At 70.7% G+C, this 16,595-nt stretch carries 11 protein-coding genes; 6 read left to right on the top strand and 5 right to left on the bottom strand.

Features of this window, described 5'->3' with window-relative positions; genetic code table 11:
* Positions 1-101: 101 nt before the first annotated feature.
* Positions 102-3,413, bottom strand: coding sequence for a S8 family serine peptidase (locus ACZ5TL_RS08890; protein ID WP_468588696.1), 3,312 nt, complete (start codon positions 3,411-3,413; stop codon positions 102-104).
* A 241-nt stretch (positions 3,414-3,654) separates the two neighbouring features.
* Between ACZ5TL_RS08890 and ACZ5TL_RS08885 the strand changes: the two genes are divergently transcribed.
* The 3 genes from ACZ5TL_RS08885 to ACZ5TL_RS08875 all read left to right on the top strand — a co-directional run bounded on the left by ACZ5TL_RS08885 (position 3,655) and on the right by ACZ5TL_RS08875 (position 7,429).
* Complete coding sequence (locus tag ACZ5TL_RS08885) at positions 3,655-4,131, top strand: NUDIX domain-containing protein (protein WP_468588695.1); 477 nt, start codon at positions 3,655-3,657, stop codon at positions 4,129-4,131.
* A gap of 313 nt (positions 4,132-4,444) precedes the next feature.
* Positions 4,445-6,202, top strand: a complete 1,758-nt coding sequence (locus ACZ5TL_RS08880) for a TIGR03767 family metallophosphoesterase (protein ID WP_468588694.1) — start codon at positions 4,445-4,447, stop codon at positions 6,200-6,202.
* 96 nt (positions 6,203-6,298) lie between these two features.
* A complete protein-coding gene (locus ACZ5TL_RS08875; protein ID WP_468588693.1) occupies positions 6,299-7,429 on the top strand; it encodes a serine hydrolase domain-containing protein in 1,131 nt (376 codons plus the stop codon).
* Between the two features lie 306 nt (positions 7,430-7,735).
* On the opposite strand, the gene ACZ5TL_RS08870 is transcribed toward ACZ5TL_RS08875, so the two are convergent.
* Entirely contained in the window at positions 7,736-8,776 is a 1,041-nt protein-coding gene (locus tag ACZ5TL_RS08870; protein WP_468588692.1) for a hypothetical protein, read from the bottom strand.
* Positions 8,777-8,972: 196 nt separating this feature from the next.
* Positions 8,973-11,552 carry an aminopeptidase N gene (gene pepN, locus ACZ5TL_RS08865; RefSeq protein WP_468588691.1) on the bottom strand — a complete coding sequence of 860 codons (2,580 nt, stop codon included), beginning with the start codon at positions 11,550-11,552 and terminating at the stop codon, positions 8,973-8,975.
* 137 nt (positions 11,553-11,689) lie between these two features.
* Between pepN and ACZ5TL_RS08860 the strand changes: the two genes are divergently transcribed.
* From ACZ5TL_RS08860 to ACZ5TL_RS08850, 3 genes are all read left to right on the top strand, one after another.
* A complete protein-coding gene (locus tag ACZ5TL_RS08860; RefSeq protein ID WP_468588690.1) occupies positions 11,690-12,328 on the top strand; it encodes a mycothiol-dependent nitroreductase Rv2466c family protein in 639 nt (212 codons plus the stop codon).
* A 289-nt stretch (positions 12,329-12,617) separates the two neighbouring features.
* Positions 12,618-13,241, top strand: coding sequence for a histidine phosphatase family protein (locus ACZ5TL_RS08855; protein WP_468588689.1), 624 nt, complete (start codon positions 12,618-12,620; stop codon positions 13,239-13,241).
* A gap of 12 nt (positions 13,242-13,253) precedes the next feature.
* The gene (locus ACZ5TL_RS08850; RefSeq protein ID WP_468588688.1) at positions 13,254-14,030 is read left to right on the top strand and encodes an SAM-dependent methyltransferase; all 777 of its coding nucleotides are present in this window, start codon (positions 13,254-13,256) and stop codon (positions 14,028-14,030) included.
* A 139-nt stretch (positions 14,031-14,169) separates the two neighbouring features.
* On the opposite strand, the gene ACZ5TL_RS08845 is transcribed toward ACZ5TL_RS08850, so the two are convergent.
* Both ACZ5TL_RS08845 and ACZ5TL_RS08840 read right to left on the bottom strand, forming a co-directional pair.
* Positions 14,170-14,817, bottom strand: a complete 648-nt coding sequence (locus ACZ5TL_RS08845) for a superoxide dismutase (RefSeq protein ID WP_468588687.1) — start codon at positions 14,815-14,817, stop codon at positions 14,170-14,172.
* A 172-nt stretch (positions 14,818-14,989) separates the two neighbouring features.
* Positions 14,990-16,372, bottom strand: coding sequence for an amino acid permease (locus ACZ5TL_RS08840; RefSeq protein WP_468588686.1), 1,383 nt, complete (start codon positions 16,370-16,372; stop codon positions 14,990-14,992).
* Positions 16,373-16,595 lie beyond the last annotated feature (223 nt).

The raw sequence follows: 16,595 nt of genomic DNA, 5'->3' as shown, positions 1-16,595 counted from the left end.
TGCCGTTCGGCCCGGCCAAGAGAGAGTGCCGTTCGGCCCGGCCAAAAAAAGGGGGCGGGCGCCCGGAACCCCGGACGCCCGCCCTCGTCAGCCGTGAACCGTTACGGCACGACCTTCTCGATCTTCACGCTGCCCAGTCCCGCGACCGTGCCGCGCGCGTTGACCAGCTGGACCTGGCCGAAGAACTCACGCCCCTCGGGAGCGGCCGCCGCGGCGGTGACGCTGCCCGAGACGTTCGCCGAGTCGCCCGTGCCGAGCTTCACCGGCGCCGAACCGTCGACCGTCACGCTGCCGAGCGAGGCGGAGAAGAACACGTCCCGGTAGTCGTACGCGGTGGTGCCGGCCGGCACCGAGTAGCCGACGACCTCGATCGTGTACGTCCCGGCGGCCGGGGACGGCACCGAGACCGACTCCTCCGAGTCACCGTCGGCGGAGCTGCCGACCTGCGTGCCGGACGCGTCGTACACGGCGAGGTCCAGGTCCGCGGCCGCGTCCGAGACACCGCCGATGGCGACGTCCAGGGACTTCGCGCCCGCCGGCACCTCGACCGTCGTGGTCTGGGTCTCGCCCTGCCCGATCGACGGACGGGCCGCCTTGGACGAGCCGAGCGGGCCGCCCACCAGCTTGCCGTCGAGCGCGGCGAAGCCGTTCGTCACCTTCCAGGAGGCGGTGGCCGGGGTACCGACCTTCGCCTCGGCCACGGTCACGGTCTCCGGGTCGAAGGCCGCGCCGAGGACGGCGACATCCAGCTTGTACGGGTTGTTCAGCAGCGGCGACGTACGGCGCGACTCGACCTCGATCTCCCACACGCCGGGCTGCGGGTCCGCGTAGGAGCGCAGGTCCGGGCGGCAGGTGTTGGCCGGGTTGGGGTAGTCCGGGTAGCAGTTGATCGTCGACGTCGGGTCGGACGGGACGCCGTAGGGGTGGATGGAGATGAACCGGGTCTGGCTCTTGTCCTTCAGCCCGCTCATCGCGACCTCGAGCGTCTTCGCGCCCTCGGGGACGGTGACGAAGTAGTGCCGCGTGCTGTTGCGCTGCACCGAACCCTTCGCGGAGTACGTGTACTTCAGCGGCGCCGAGACGACCACCGTGCTCAGGACCTGCCGGTCGATGCCCTCGGTCCGCGGGTCGTCGACCTCGAGGATCGCGCTCTTGATGCCCGCGGACTTCGGCGCGGCCTGGACCTTGACGGTCACCGGCTTGTTCAGCGGCAGCTTCACCTCGTCGGAGCCGACGATCCGGAACGTGCGGCCCGCGTTGTTCTCGAAGTGCAGCTCGTGCCGGATCGCCTTGTCGGCGCCGGACGTGCGGGTGATCGTGATCTCGTAGGTCTTCTTCTGACCGGCCTTCAGGCCGCCCTCACGGTCGTAGAGGCCCGTGCCGTAACCGGGGGTCTTCAGGAACTGGTCGATCGCGGTGTCGACCGGCGCCTTGACCGCGTAGGCGTGGGAGGTCGCGCCGTCGCGGATGGCGTCCCAGGCGTCCTCGATGTTCATGAGGCCCGCGCCCTCCTCGTACGCCTGCACACCCTTGATGTGGTCGGCGGTCGAGGTGAGGGCCGTGCGCAGGGTCGCCGGCGTGAGCTCGATCTTCTTCTGCTTGGCGGCCGAGAGCAGCAGCGCCGCGGCGCCCGCGGCCTGCGGGGAGGCCATCGAGGTGCCCTGGAGCATGCCGTAGCCGGCCGGCAGGGAGTAGCCCGCCTCGGCGACCGGCGCGCCCGGCATCCAGGTCTGGATGGTGTTGATCGCGGCGCCCGGGGCGACCAGGGTCGGGGTGAAGCCGCCGTCCTCACGCGGGCCGCGCGAGGAGAACGGCATCATCGCGTACTTCTTCTTGACGACAGAGCCGTAGTTGGCGGCCCAGGTCTCCCTGGAGACGGACGCGCCGACCGAGATGACCTTGTCGGCCAGGGAGGGGTCGCCGATGGTGTTGGCGCCGGGGCCGGAGTTGCCCGCGGAGATCACCAGCTGGACGCCGTAGGTGTCGATGAGGCGCGTGTACAGCTCGGCGCGCGCGTTGTTGCCGTCGTTCAGCGCCGGCAGGCCGCCGATGGACATGTTGACGATGTCGACGCCCCGCTTGGTGACGAGGTCGATCATGCCCTCGGTCAGCGCCACGTTGGTGCATCCGCCGGACCAGGTGCAGGCGCGGGAGGAGACCAGCTTGGCGCCGGGCGCGGCACCGTCCATCTTCCCGCCGAACAGGCCGTTCGCGGCCGTGATGCCCGCGACGTGCGAACCGTGGGAGCCCTCGATGACGCCGATGTTGACGAAGTCGGACTTCTTGCCGACCCAGGAGCCGCCCAGCGGGTCCATCGGGACGTCCTTGCGGATCTCCACGACGAACGGCTGCCGCTCGGCGACGTCGGTCTTCGGGTCGTCGGTGCCGAAGTACCCGACCTGGAAGCCGTCCTTGTACGGCTTCATCGGGGAGTCGTCACCGAAGTCGTTGTTGTTGTTCAGGTCGACCCGGACCGTGCCGGACGCCGCGTCGTAGAGCACGCCCCAGGCGTCGGTGGTGTCACCGTCCCGGTTGGCGTCGCCCGCCGCGTCGCCGCCGGTGGTGTACGACTCCTTGAAGAGGCTGACGCTGTAGGAGCCCGCCGGCGCCTTCCACGACTGGCCCTGGTACGTGAAGGCCGGGCCGGACACGGCCGTGACCATCGGGCGCCAGGTGTTGTCGTTGTCGATGATCGGGTCGGTCGCGGTCACCCAGTCGACGATCTTCCGCTCACCGGTCGTCGTCTTCTGCAGCGCCGGGTGGCCGAGGTCCACGCCGGAGTCCAGGATGCCGATGGTGATGCCGCGGCCGTCCGCCTTCGGGTGGTCCTCGACGAAGTCGACCGCGCCCGTCTCGAAGGACGGGTTGTACGGGTTCTCGGCCGGGGTCTTCTTCCCCGGGCCCGAGTACCTTCCCTTCGCGGCCTTGGCGCCCTTGACGGCGTCCGCGCTCGGGGTCGGGTCGTCCAGCGGGATCTCCTCGCGCAGGTCGATGCCGTGCACGGAGGAGAGCTTGGCGGCGGCCGCGATGGCCGAGTCCGCCCGGGAGGTCGGGACGGTGGCGCGGACGTAGCCCAGCTTGTCGTCGGCCCGGCCGACCGAGCCGCCCTTGACCGCGTCCAGCTGCCCGGCGACCTGCTCGGTCTTCCCGGGCGCGGTGGCGATCATCATGGTGACGGTCTTGTCGCCGTCGGCCTTGGCCTCCGCGAGCAGGTCCGCGTCATCCGAACCGAGCTTGGCGTGCGCGGACTTGACGTCCGCGTCGGCCGGAGTCGAAGCGCCCGGCCCGTCGGCGGAGAAGGCCAGCGGGACCGGCCCGGCCGCACAGAGCGCGGCGACGAGACCGGCGGCCACGGCGACACGTGCCGCACGTCTCCGGCCCCGTATCGGGTCGTGCTGGGGGGTGAGGGTCATCGGCATCCCTTGTAGGTAAAGGAACGAGCGGGGAGCGACCGGGTCCGATCGGTCCTGGTCGCGTCGGCCCGGGGCGCGACCCCGGACGATCGCACAGCTTTGCGCAAGGGACGGGAGTTTGGGGATAGTTGACCGAAACGAAATGGACGCATGGGGAAAACCCGCTATGAGCTTTGGGGGCAAGGGCCCCGAACGCGACGAATCGACTCGCCCGTCCGGCGTGACGGGTTAACGTCCCGTAATGCGACAGAGGTTGAGGGTGGCGGCCTACGCCGTATGCGTCCGTGACGGTCTGATACTGCTCGCGCGCTCCCCTGCCCCGGGCGGCACCCACGAGTGGGTCGTGCCGGGCGGCGGCATGGAGCACGGCGAGGATCCGTACGACACGGTGCGGCGGGAGGTGGAGGAGGAGACCGGGTACCGCATCGAGGTGACCGGGCTGCTCGGCGTGGACTCCTCCCACCGCGCCTTCCGCGACGGCCTGGGACGCACCGTCGACCATCACGCGGTCCGGTTCGTCTACGAGGGCCGGATCACCGGCGGTGAACTGTGCAACGAGGTGAACGGCTCCACCGACCTGGCCGCCTGGCAGGACCTGGACGCGGTGCCGGGGCTGGTGCGGGTGCCGATGGTCGACATCGCGCTGCGGATGTGGCGTGAGCGGCCGGCGGCGGGGCACCTGACCGAGCAGGAGGGAGCCGCCCTCCCCGAGACGTAGCCCGCCCTACCCGAGACGTAGCCTCGCTGTCCCCGAGGTCTGGCCCCGCCCTCCCCGAGCCTCGGATCCGGCTGCTTCAGCGGCCGGTTGCCCCGGAAGGTGAACGCGGCGTGACCGGCTCCGGGCCGCCGCGGGGGCGGTCGTCGACGCGCAGGGTAGCCCAAGATCGACGTTCGGTGATCGGCGCCGCCCGTTGCGGCCGCGTTCACGCACAGGTCATTCCCGTTGCCAACGATCCAGTACGAGCGGGGCGTTCAGCCGACGAACGCCCCGCGACCACTGCCGACGCGTTCGCACTCGGGGAGAGAAGCGCATGTCGCGCACACGCTCAGTCACCGGCTCCGGCCAGGGCATCCACCGTCGTTCCGTCCTCGCCGCCACCGGCGCGGTCGCCCTCTCCGCCGGCGTCGGCTACGCCCTGCGGCCCAGCGACAGCCAGGCCGCCACGGCCGAGGAAGCCATCGAGGCCGTGGCCGCATCCTCACGCCAGGCACCGGCCCCGCCGCTGGCCCCGTACACCAAGGGGACGACCGTCGCGTCCGTCGCCACCCCGCGCGGCGGCTCCGGCTACCGGCGCCTGGGCGACGGACCCGGCTGGCAGCGGGTGGTCCGCTCCGAGTTGGCCGCGCCCAAGTCCGGCCGCGCCGGCCGCCGTACCGCGCTGGCGGCGTTCGTCCAGCTCACCGACCTGCACATCATCGACGCCCAGCACCCGCTGCGCCTGGAGTACCTGCGCTCGGCCGACGTGCACGCCTGGCGGCCGCACGAGGCACTGACCGTGCAGGGCGCCATCGCGCTGGTGGAACGGATCAACGCGCTGCGCGGCGCCCCCGTCACCGGCGCCCCGCTGCACTTCGCCATGACCACCGGCGACAACACGGACAACAACGCCAAGTCCGAGCTGGAATGGTTCCTGAAGATCATGAGCGGCGGGCGCATCACGCCCAACACCGGCGACCCGCGCCGGTACGAGGGCGTCCAGAACAGCGGCCTCAAGCTGTACTGGCAGCCGGACGCCGCCGTCCGCGACAGCGACAAGCAGGCCGGCTTCCCTCGCCTCGACGGCTTCCTCGAGGCCGCGATCCGCGAGGTGCGCAGCCCCGGCCTCAACCTGCCCTGGTACTCGACCGTCGGCAACCACGACACCATGCCCATGGGCTGCTACGCCTCGCACGGCGACTCCCACCTCACCGAACTCGCCATCGGCGGCAGGAAGCTGATGGACGTGACCGCAGCCGAGGCGCAGCGACTCCGGACACTCATCAAGAAGGCCCGGGACCCCGAGGGCGTCCGCTACCGCGACTTCCTGAAGTCCCACGCGCGCGGCATGCGCGCGGTCACCCCCGACGAGAGCCGCGCCCCCTTCACGCCCGGCGACTACATCAAGGCGCACCTGGACCCGGCCTTCCGCGGCGTCGGACCGGCCGGCCACGGCTACTCCTTGGCCAACCTCGACGCGGGCACCCAGTACTACGCCTTCCGCATCTCCGACGACGTCATCGGCATCAGCCTGGACACCACCGACGCGGGCGGCCACTACGAGGGCTCCCTCGGCAGCGCCCAACTGCGGTGGCTCGACAGGACCCTGCGGGACAACAAGGACTCCTACGCGGTCGTCTTCAGCCACCACACCAGCAAGACCATGACCAACACCCGCCGCGACCCGGCCCGCCCCGACGAGCGCCGGCACGACGGCCAGGAGGTCCTCGCCCTGCTCGGCGGCCACCGCAACGTGCTCGCCTGGGTGAACGGCCACATCCACAAGAACGTCATCACGCCGCACTCCGCGTCCGGCGGCCGCTCCTTCTGGGAGATCTCCACCGCCTCCCACGTCGACTACCCCCAGCTCGCCCGGGTCATCGAACTGGCCGACAACAAGGACGGCACGATCTCCCTGTTCACCACGCTCGTGGAGTCCTCGGCCCCGCACCGCACGGACTTCTCCGACCTCTCCCAGACCGGCCTCGCGGCCCTCTACCGCGAGCTGTCCCTCAACGCCCCCGGCGCACGCACGACCCTGGCCGGCGACCGGAAGGACCGCAACACCGAGCTGGTGCTGAAGAAGGGCTGAATCGCACTCAACTGCCGCAAGCCGCATCAACCTTCACGTCCGCACTCCAGGTCTGTCCCCCCGACGAGCTCAAGTCCGAGCGAGATGAGGGAAGACATGACCATACGTACGACCGTGATCGCGGCGACCGCGGCAGCGCTGGCGGTGGCTCTGGCAGCACCAGCGGTCGCCGCGCCCGACGGGGCCGGTCACGAGGCCACCCGCAAAGCCATGCGGGCCGCGGTCGAGGCCGGTGTCCCCGGCGTGACGGCGACCGTGAAGGACGGGCACGGCAGCTGGACGGCCACCGCGGGTGTCGGCGACCTCAAGACGGGGAAACCGCGCTCGACGCAGGACCGCTACCGTGTGGGCAGTATCACCAAGACCTTCGTGGCCACGGTACTGCTCCAACTGGAGGCGGAGGGGCGCCTGTCGCTGGACGACAACTTGGACACGTGGCTGCCGGGCGTGGTCGTGGGCAACGGCCACGACGGCACGCGCGTCACCCTGCGCCAACTCCTCAACCACACCAGCGGCATCTTCAGCTACACGGCGGACGACGACTTCGGTCGTACGTACTTCCTGAAGGACGGCTTCTTCGAGCACCGCTACGACACGCTGACACCCCGGGAGCTGGTGGCGATCGCCATGGCCCACAAGCCGGACTTCGAGCCGGGGACATCCTGGAACTACTCCAACACCAACTACGTCCTGGCCGGGATGGTGATCGAGAAGGCCACGGGCCGCCCGTACGGCGCGGAGATCCGCGACCGCGTCGTCAAGCCGCTGCACCTGACCGCCACGTCGGTCCCCGGTACGAGGGTTACCGTCCCGCGGCCCAGCAGCCGCGCATACGGCAAACTCGCCGAGACGGCGACGGGTCCGACGTACGACGTCACGAAGCTCAACCCGTCCCTCGCCTACGCGGCCGGAGAGATGATCTCCGACTCGGCCGACCTGAACCGCTTCTTCACGGCCCTGCTCCGAGGCAGGCTTCTCCCGCCGAGACAGCTGAAGGCGATGACCGACACGGTCCCGATGGACAAGACCAACGCCTACGGCCTCGGCCTGATGAAGACGAAGCTGACCTGTGGGGTGACCGTCTGGGGCCACGGCGGCGGCATCCACGGCTCCGTCTCCGAGGCGGTCACGACGAAGGACGGCCGCCGGTCCCTCGCCTTCAATTTCAACGGCGACTGGTCGGGGGGCACAGCGGCGGTCGTCGAGGCCGAGTTCTGCGACAAGTGACTTCCGGGGCGGCACGGGGCAACATGGGGCAGAGGGGATACAGGACGCCAACGATGGTGCTGACCCCGTGGATCATGGCGCCCTCGTCCGCAGCGAGGAAGCGGTCGCGTACTCGAGCACGGTCCTGACAGAGCGCCCGCTCGGACCACCAGCGTCGGCAACACGCCTCGAAATCTCATCCTGCCCAACCCGAGGCCTGCCCCGGCCGACGGCACGAGGAGGGACCGCCGGGCGTCAACCGGCCCGGCGGTCCCTCCTCTCCCCTCCTGGTCCGCCCCCTCCTGGTCCACCCCTCCTGGTCCGTCACTACCGGGGCAGCACCACGACATGAGCGGCCGGATCGCGGTCGGCCGCCGCCATCAGGGCCGTGCGGATCACCGTCGCCTGCTGTTCCGGGGAGTCGCGGAGCTTCCTCGGCGTGATGTGGACGACCGTGATGCCGAGGCGCTCCAGGTGCTCGCGCTTGCGGGCGTACTCGGACCACAGGGCGTCGTCGTCCTGGCGGGGCGCACGGGTGTCGAGTTCGACCGCCACCGCCTGGTCGGGCCAGTACGCGTCGAGGCCGCCGAGGTAGGGGCCGCCGGGCAGGCGCAGGTCGACGTTCCAGACCGGGTCGGGCAGGCCGTACCGGCCGACCATGCGGTACAGGCGGTCCTCCGCGCGGGCCCGGCCCTCGGCGAGCAGGGAGTCCACCGCGTCCACCACGTGCGGGCGGCTCAGCAGCCGCGCCTGGTTCAGTTCGCGCACCACGGACGTCGCGTCGCAGTGGGCGCCGCGCACCGCCTCCGTCAGCAGCAGCCGCACGACGTCGGCGTCCGCCAGCTCGGCCACCGCGTCGGCCAGCGCACGGGCCACCGGGGCCACCGGGACGCCCGTGACCTGCTCGGGGGCGGGCAGCGCGGGGGTGCGGACGATGCGCGCGCAGCCCGTCGAGCGCAGCCGGCGCATGCGCGGGACCAGGACGTCGAAGGCGTTCAGGGACGGCAGCGGGGGTGTGGAGGAGAAGCCGTGCAGGGTCAGCGCGGCCAGACCCGTGATCATCACCTCCGGGTAGGCGGGGGCGTGTGCCTCGCTCGCGCCGGGCTGGGCCGGGACCCCGGTGCAGCGCTCCCGCGCCGCGTACATCAGCACCGCGTGCAGCCGCTCCTCGCTGGTCGGCGGGCCCGGGTGGAGCAGGACGACACCGGGGAGGAGCTGCTGCCAGGGGCCCCCGGGGCGGCACTGCTCGTTCGTCTCGGCCGTGGAGACGCCGTGCGAGCGGAGCTGCGCCACCGTCAGCACACGGAGGCGGCCGCGGCCGGACAGGTCGTGCAGGGGGCGGGGGGAGAGGGGGGTGTTGTGGTTCATGACCCGCAATTTCCCTTGCCGGGGCCGCCCTTGAACCGCTGTTACAGATCCGTCGACAAACACGGACAACGCGGCACTAAAGGACGCATGTTCGGATGCCGAAAGCCCCTGGTCCGTTCGGGTGCGGACCAGGGGTTACGGCTCGCGGGGCATTCATCTCGTAACGATGACGGAACGCCCGGATCTCAGGTCAAAGCTACTGGTCGGAGACCTGATCGCACGCCTGTCCACGCAACGCGCGTGCCAGATCGTCCCGCTCCTCCAGCACCAGCCGACGCAGCGCCGGGGCCGCCTCCTTGTGGTCGTCCAGCCAGGCGTCCGTGGCGTCCAGCGTCTCCTGGGACTGCTGGAGCGACGGGAACAGGCCCTGCACCACGTGCATCCCGATCTGGATCGACCGCTCGGCCCACACCCGCTCGATCGCCGCGAAGTACTTCTGCGCGTACGGCGCGATCAGCTCCCGCTGCGAAGTCTGGGCGAAGCCCGCGATGGTCGCCTCGACCATGGCGTTGGACAGCGCGTCCGACTCCACGACCTGCGCCCACGCCTGCGCCTTGACCGCCTCGGACGGGCGGGCGGCCAGGCAGCGCACCTGGTGCCGCTTGCCGGAGGCCGTGTCGTCCCGGGCCAGTTCCCCGGCCAGGGCCTTCTCGTCCACCGCCCCGTGCGCGGCCAGCGGCTCCAGGAACACCCACCGCAGCTCCTGGTCCAGGTCGAGGCCCTCGACCGTCGCCGTGCCCTCCAGCAGCTCCCGCAGCAGCTCGAAGTCGGCCCCGGCGGTGGCCGTCCGGGCGAAGAAGCGCGCCCAGGCCAGCTGGTGCTCGCTCCCGGCGTCGGCCGCGTACAGCTCACGCCGCGCGCCCTCGGCGAGCAGCCGGGCGGTCGTCTCCCGCCGGGCGGGCGCCGTGTAGTGCGTGACCGCCGACTCGGCCCACGCGTGCAGCATCTGCACCACGCCGATCTCGGACTCGCGCCCGGCGAACCGCAGCACCAGGTCCACGAAGTCCCGCGCGGGGAGCAGCGCGTCCCGCGTCATGTTCCACAGCGCCGACCAGCACAGGGCGCGGGCGAGGGGGTCGGTGACCGCTCCCAGGTGCTCGCGCAGGGTCGCCAGCGACGTCGCGTCGAAGCGGATCTTGCAGTACGTCAGGTCGTCGTCGTTGACCAGGACCAGGTCGGGGGCGTCGGCGCCGGCCAGTTCCGCCACGACCGTCCGCGCCCCGTCGACGTCGGTCTCCACCCGCGCGTACCGCTCCAGCGCCCCGCCGTCCGTCACCCGGTACAGGCCCACCGCCGCCCGGTGCGGGCGCAGTTCGGGATACGACTCCGCGGCCTCCTGGACCACCGCCAGTTCCTCGACACGGCCGTCCGCGCCCAGCAGCACCTGCGGCGTCAGCGAGTTCACCCCGGCCGTCTGCAGCCAGGACCGCGACCACGCGCTCATGTCCCGGCCGCTGGTCTCCTCCAGCACCGACAGCAGGTCGCCCAGGCGCGTGTTGCCGTACGCGTGCCGCTTGAAGTAGCGCCGGGCGCCCTCCAGGAACGCGTCCTCACCGACGTAGGCCACCAGTTGCTTCAGCACGGACGCGCCCTTGGCGTACGTGATGCCGTCGAAGTTCAGCTTGGCGTCCTGCAGGTCGCGGATGTCCGCCGTGATCGGGTGCGTGGAGGGCAGCTGGTCGGCGCGGTAGGCCCAGGCCTTGCGGCGGTTGGCGAAGGTGATCCAGCCGTTGACGAAGCGGGTCGCGCCGACGAGCGAGAACTCGCCCATGAAGTCCGCGAACGACTCCTTCAGCCACAGGTCGTCCCACCACTCCATGGTGACCAGGTCGCCGAACCACATGTGCGCCATCTCGTGCAGGATGACGTTGGCCCGGCCCTCGTAGGACGCCTGCGTCACCTTGCCGCGGAAGATGAACTCCTCCCGGAACGTCACCAGGCCCGGGTTCTCCATCGCGCCCAGGTTGTACTCGGGCACGAACGCCTGGTCGTACTTGCCGAACGGGTACGGGTAGTCGAAGTGGTCGTGGAAGAAGTCCAGGCCCTGCTTGGTGACCAGGAAGACGTCGTCGGCGTCGAAGTAGGGCGCGAGGCCCTTGCGGCACAGGGCGCCGAGGGGGATCTCCAGCGTCGTGCCGTCCTCGAACGTACGGGAGTAGGAGTCCGTGACGTAGTGGTACGGGCCCGCCACCACACAGGTGATGTACGTCGAGATCGGCTTGGTCTCCGCGAACCGCCACACCCCGTCGGCCTGTTCCCCGGCCCCGTTGCTCCACACCGTCCAGCCCTGCGGAGCCCGCACCTCGAAGCGGAACGGGGCCTTGAGGTCGGGCTGCTCGAAGCCCGCGAAGACCCGGCGGGAGTCGGCCGGCTCGTACTGCGTGTACAGGTACACCTCGCCGTCCTCGGGGTCGACGAAGCGGTGCAGGCCCTCGCCGGTGCGCGAGTAGGCGCACTGGGCGTCGACCACCAGTTCGTTCTCCGTGGCCAGGTCCTCCAGCGTGATCCGGGAGCCGTCGAAGATCTCGCCGGGGTCCAGATCACGGCCGTTGAGTGAGACCGCCGTCACACTCGGCGCGATCAGATCGGCGAAGGTGCTCGCGCCGGGCTCGTTGCAGCGGAAGCGGATCGTCGTGACCGAGCGGAAGGTGCGGGGCCCGTCGCCCGCGTCCTTACCGACCGCCGACCGCAGGTCGAGGAACACCTCGTACCCGTCGACGCTCAGCAGGGCGGCCCGCTCGCGGGCCTCGTCGCGGGTCAGATTCTCACCGGGCACGGGCGGCACTCCTCGTGTGTCGTGGGGTACGGCTGAACAGCACCGATCCTGCCACGTGCCCCTGACGCCGGGCAGCCGGGAATGAGGCGAGTGAGCACCGGCGTTCCCGGAGAAACGGTTCCCTGATGAGGAGAGACATGTCGGACAAGACCCCCGTCGACTTCTGGTTCGACCCGCTGTGCCCCTGGGCGTGGATGACCTCCCGTTGGGTGCTGGAGGTGGAGAAGCTCAGGGACATCGAGGTCCGCTGGCATGTCATGAGCCTCGCCGTCCTCAACGAGGACAAGCTGGACGAGCTGCCCGAGGAGTACCGCGAGCTGCTGGAGACCAAGGCGTGGGGCCCGGTCCGGGTCGTCATAGCCGCACAGCAGGAGCACGGCGCCGAGGTCCTCGGCGACTTCTACACCGCGCTCGGCACCCGCATCCACAACCAGGGCGAGGGCCCCGGCAAGGAGACCGTCGCCGCCGCCCTGAAGGACGCCGGCCTGCCCGATTCCCTCATGGAGCACTGGGACTCCACCCCGTACGAGCCGGAGCTGCGCGCCTCCCACAAGGAGGGCATCGACAAGGTCGGCCAGGAGGTCGGCACCCCGGTCATCGCTGTGCCCGGCGCCGACGGCGAGCAGATCGCCTTCTTCGGCCCGGTCGTCACCCCGGCCCCGCGGGGCGAGGAGGCCGCCCGTCTCTGGGACGGCACCCTCGCCGTGGCCTCGGTGCCGGGCTTCTACGAGATCAAGCGCACCCGTACCAAGGGGCCGGACTTCTCCAACCTGTAGGTCACTTCCCGGCCGCGGGCTCCTCACCGAACCGCTCCGGGAGGAGCCCGTGGCCGGCCTTTCTGAACCGGGGGTTGTTACTGCTGCCGCTTGGTCGGGCGTGACGACGGGACGCAGTCGGCTTCGGAGTCAGGGGAACGGACGTTTGCCTGTCGAATGGGTGACCTTTACGGCTGGGGCTCGTTGGATGCGGTGACGGATCCGACAGTCCGCCGACCCTGGTGAGGTCCCGGATCTACAGCCCGAACGCCCCTGACCCCGAACGCACCTGAACCGAACGGACCGGCCCATGACCACGACCCTCCTGCTGGCCCGCCACGGACAGACCGTCTGGCACGCCGAGAACCGCTACGCCGGCGTCAGCGACATCGCCCTCACCGAAACCGGCCGTGTCCAGGCCGAGGCCCTCGGCCGGTGGGCCGCCGCCCACCCCGTCGACGCGATCTGGACGTCCCCGCTGTCCCGGGCCGTCGCCACCGCCGAGCCCGCCTGCCGGGCCCTGGACCTCACGCCGCAGAGCGAACCCGGCCTGCGGGAATGCGACTTCGGGGTGGTCGAGGGTCGTACGCTCGCCGAGTTCGAGGCCGAGGACCCGGAGTGGGCCGCGGCCTACCGCGCCGACCCGGTGGCGCACTCCTTCCCCGGCGCCGAGGACCCGCTGGCGGCAGCGGCCCGCGGTGTCCGTGCCCTGCGGGACATCGCCGCCGCCCACCCCGGCGGACGCGTCCTGGTCGTCGCCCACAACACCCTGCTCCGCCTGGTGCTGTGCACCCTGCTGTCGATCCCGGCTCGGGAGTACCGCAGAGTGTTCCCGCGGTTGCGGAACGCGGCGATCAGCGGACTGCGTATGAACCCCGACGGATCCGCCGCACTCCTCTCACTCAATGTGCCGTGCGGGACGGACGTGCCGTAGCACTATGGGCCCATGACGCAGATCGACACCTCCGTGCCCCACTCGGCCCGGATCTGGAACTACTGGCTGGGCGGCAAGGACAACTACCCGGTGGACGAGGCGGCCGGCGACGCCTACACGGCCGTCTTCCCGGGCATCGTCACCATCGCCCGCAGCAGCCGTGCCTTCCTGGGCCGCACCATCCGCCACCTCGTCCAGGAGGCGGGCGTACGGCAGTTCCTCGACGTCGGCACCGGCCTGCCGACCGTCGACAACACCCACGAGGTCGCCCAGCGCATCGCCCCCGAGTCGCGGATCGTCTACGTCGACAACGACCCGCTGGTCCTCGCGCACGCCCGCGCCCTGCTCACCTCCACTCCCCAGGGGGCGACGGCGTACGAGCCCATCAACCTCTACGAGCCGGAGCGCATCCTGGAGGCCGCCGGCGAGACCCTCGACCTCACCCGCCCCACCGCCCTGATCCTCAGCGGCATCCTGGGGCACGTGGCCGACTACGAGCAGGCCCGCGACCTGGTCCGCCGCCTCCTGGCCGGTCTGCCCTCCGGCAGCTACCTCTCCCTCAACGAGGGCTCCCGGGGCACCGATCCGGCCTACGAGGAGGCCCAGGACGCCTACAACGAGACCGGCGCGGTCCCGTACTTCCTGCGACCGGTGGAGCAGATCGAGGCGTTCTTCGAGGGGCTGGAGCTGGTGGAGCCGGGTGTGGTCTCGGTCCCGCTGTGGCATCCCGAGCCGGGTGCCTCCCCGGGGCCGATCGGCCAGCACGGAGGCCTGGGCCGCAAGCCCTGACCGTCGCCCGGACACGGGAAAACCCCCGCGAGTCACGTCCTCGCGGGGGCTTCCTTCTTTCGCCTGCCGTTCGTGAAGGGTGAGAAGACGATCACGAGGCAGGACGCTTCACGGGGCCTCAGGGGCCTCAGGGGCCGCCTCAGGGCGCCAGCAGCAGCACGTCCGTCCGGGACTTGGCGGCCGCGTAGCGGCGGGCCACGTCCTGCCAGTTGACGACCTGCCACATGGCCTCGATGAAGTCGACCTTCTGGTTGCGGTACTGCAGGTAGAAGGCGTGCTCCCAGGCGTCGAAGACGAGGATCGGGGTGGCGCCCTGGCCTACGTTGCCCTGGTGGTCGTAGACCTGCTCGACGATCAGCCGGCCGCTCAGCGGCTCGTGGGCGAGTACGCCCCAGCCGGAGCCCTGCGTGGTCGCGGAGGCCTTGGACAACTGCGCCTTGAACTTCGCGAAGGAGCCGAACGACTCGGTGATCGCGTCCGCCAGCTCACCCACGCCGTCCTGCGCCAGCGGCTCGCCCCCGCCGTCCTTCGGGCCGGTCATGTTCTGCCAGTAGATGCTGTGCAGGATGTGCCCGGAGAGGTGGAAGGCCAGGTTCTTCTCCAGCCCGTTGACCGACCCCCAGGACCCCTTGTCCCGAGCCTCGGCCAACTGCTCCAGCGTGTCGTTGGCGCCTTTCACATAGGCCGCGTGGTGCTTGTCGTGGTGCAGCTCGATGATCTCGGGGCTGATCACGGGGGCGAGCGCGGAGTAGTCGTAGGGCAGTTCAGGCAGCGTGTAGACGGACATGGGCGGGTTCCCCTCCGGACCTCTTATTGCAATAGTCTCGCAACTGCACGCTAGCAGCAAGAAGGCGGCGTGGGTGCCCAGGGCACGCGAAAAGGCCCCCGCGTGTGCCGGGGCGACGATCCGAGGGATCCGCCGGCTTCGTATCGCGGGGGCCTTTTCCCTGGTGAGGTTCCTACTGCCTGGCGCGCGCCTTCTGCCACGCGAACCCGGTGGCCGCGAGCACCAGGATCATCCCGCCCGTCGAGTACAACTGCATCCGCGTGCCCGGCTCCCGGGCCATCAGGACGAACACGGCGGCCATACCCGCCAGCGCGACCCACGTCAGCCACGGGTACGCCCACATCCGCACGGTCAGCTTCCCGGGCTCCTCGCGCTCCAGCCGGCGGCGCAGCCGCAGCTGCGAGACGGCGATGAAGATCCAGACGGCCAGGATCACCGCGCCGATCATGTTCAGCAGCCAGGCGAAGACGTCGTTCGGCCGCCAGTAGCTCAGCAGCACGCACAGGAACCCGAAGACGGAGGACGCCAGTACGGCGATCCGCGGCACCCCGTCCGAGACCCGGCCCAGCCCCTTCGGGCCCTGGCCGCGCTGCACCAGCGAGTAGGCGATGCGGGAGGCGCCGTAGATGTTGGCGTTCATGGCGGACAGCAGCGCCACCAGCACGACCACGTTCATCAGCTGGCCGGCGCCGGGGATGCCGAGCTCGTCGAGGGCGGCGACGTACGGACCCTTCTCGACGACCTCCGCGGAGTCCCAGGGGACGAGGGTGACGATGACCGCCATCGAGCCGATGTAGAACAGCGCGATCCGCCACATCGCGGTCCGGACGGCGCTCGCCACGCCCTGGACGGGGTTCTCCGACTCGGCCGCCGCGATGGTGACCGTCTCCAGGCCGCCGTAGGCGAAGACCGAGGCGAGCAGGCCGATGACCAGGCCCTCGCCGCCGTTGGGCAGGAAGTCGGTGAGGTGGCTCGCGCCGGGCGAGTCGGTGCCGGGCAGGACGCCGAGGATCGCCAGGATGCCGAGCACGAGGAACAGGCTGATCGCGCCGACCTTCAGGGCCGCGAACCAGAACTCGAACTCGCCGAAGTTCCTCACCGCCGCGAGGTTGGTGCCGCAGAAGACGACCATGAACAGCGCCACCCACGCCCACTCCGGGGTGCCCGGCAGCCAGCCGCTGGCGATCTTCGCGGCGCCGATGCCCTCCAGGCCGACGGCCGTGCAGAGCAGCACCCAGAAGGACCAGCCGGCGGTGAAACCGGCCCAGGGGCCGATCGCCCGCTCCGCGTGCGCGGAGAACGAGCCGGACGACGGATACGCGGCCGACATCTCGCCGAGCATCCGCATCACCAGCATCACGAGGAGACCGGAGAGGGTGTAGGCGACCACGATCGACGGGCCGGCGGCGGCGATGCCGGCACCGGATCCGACGAACAGACCGGCGCCGATCACGCCGCCGAGGGCGATCATCGACAGGTGGCGCTGCTTCAGGCCATGGGAGAGGGGAGCGTCACCCGTGCTGGGCGGCGTCTCCGTGGTGGTGGTGCTGGGCATGGGCGCGGCTCGTCCAATGCGTGAGGAGCGTACGAGGGCAAAAACGCCGCCAGTCTCGGTTGCCACTCCGCCGGGGCGTGGATGCATCCCGCTATTCGGACACCTGTGTCGCTCTCCGTGTCCGGACGGCGACCGCCGCGCGGGGCTCAGGCGGCGGGCTCCGCGCCTTTGGTGGAAACCTACAGACGCCTCGCGTCCCGTTCCCGTGCCCTGTGCCACCCCA

The organism is Streptomyces sp. NPDC033136 (genome assembly GCF_055578235.1).
The sequence above is the reverse complement of the archived record's forward strand: the minus strand, read 5'-3'. Positions and strand labels throughout refer to the sequence as shown.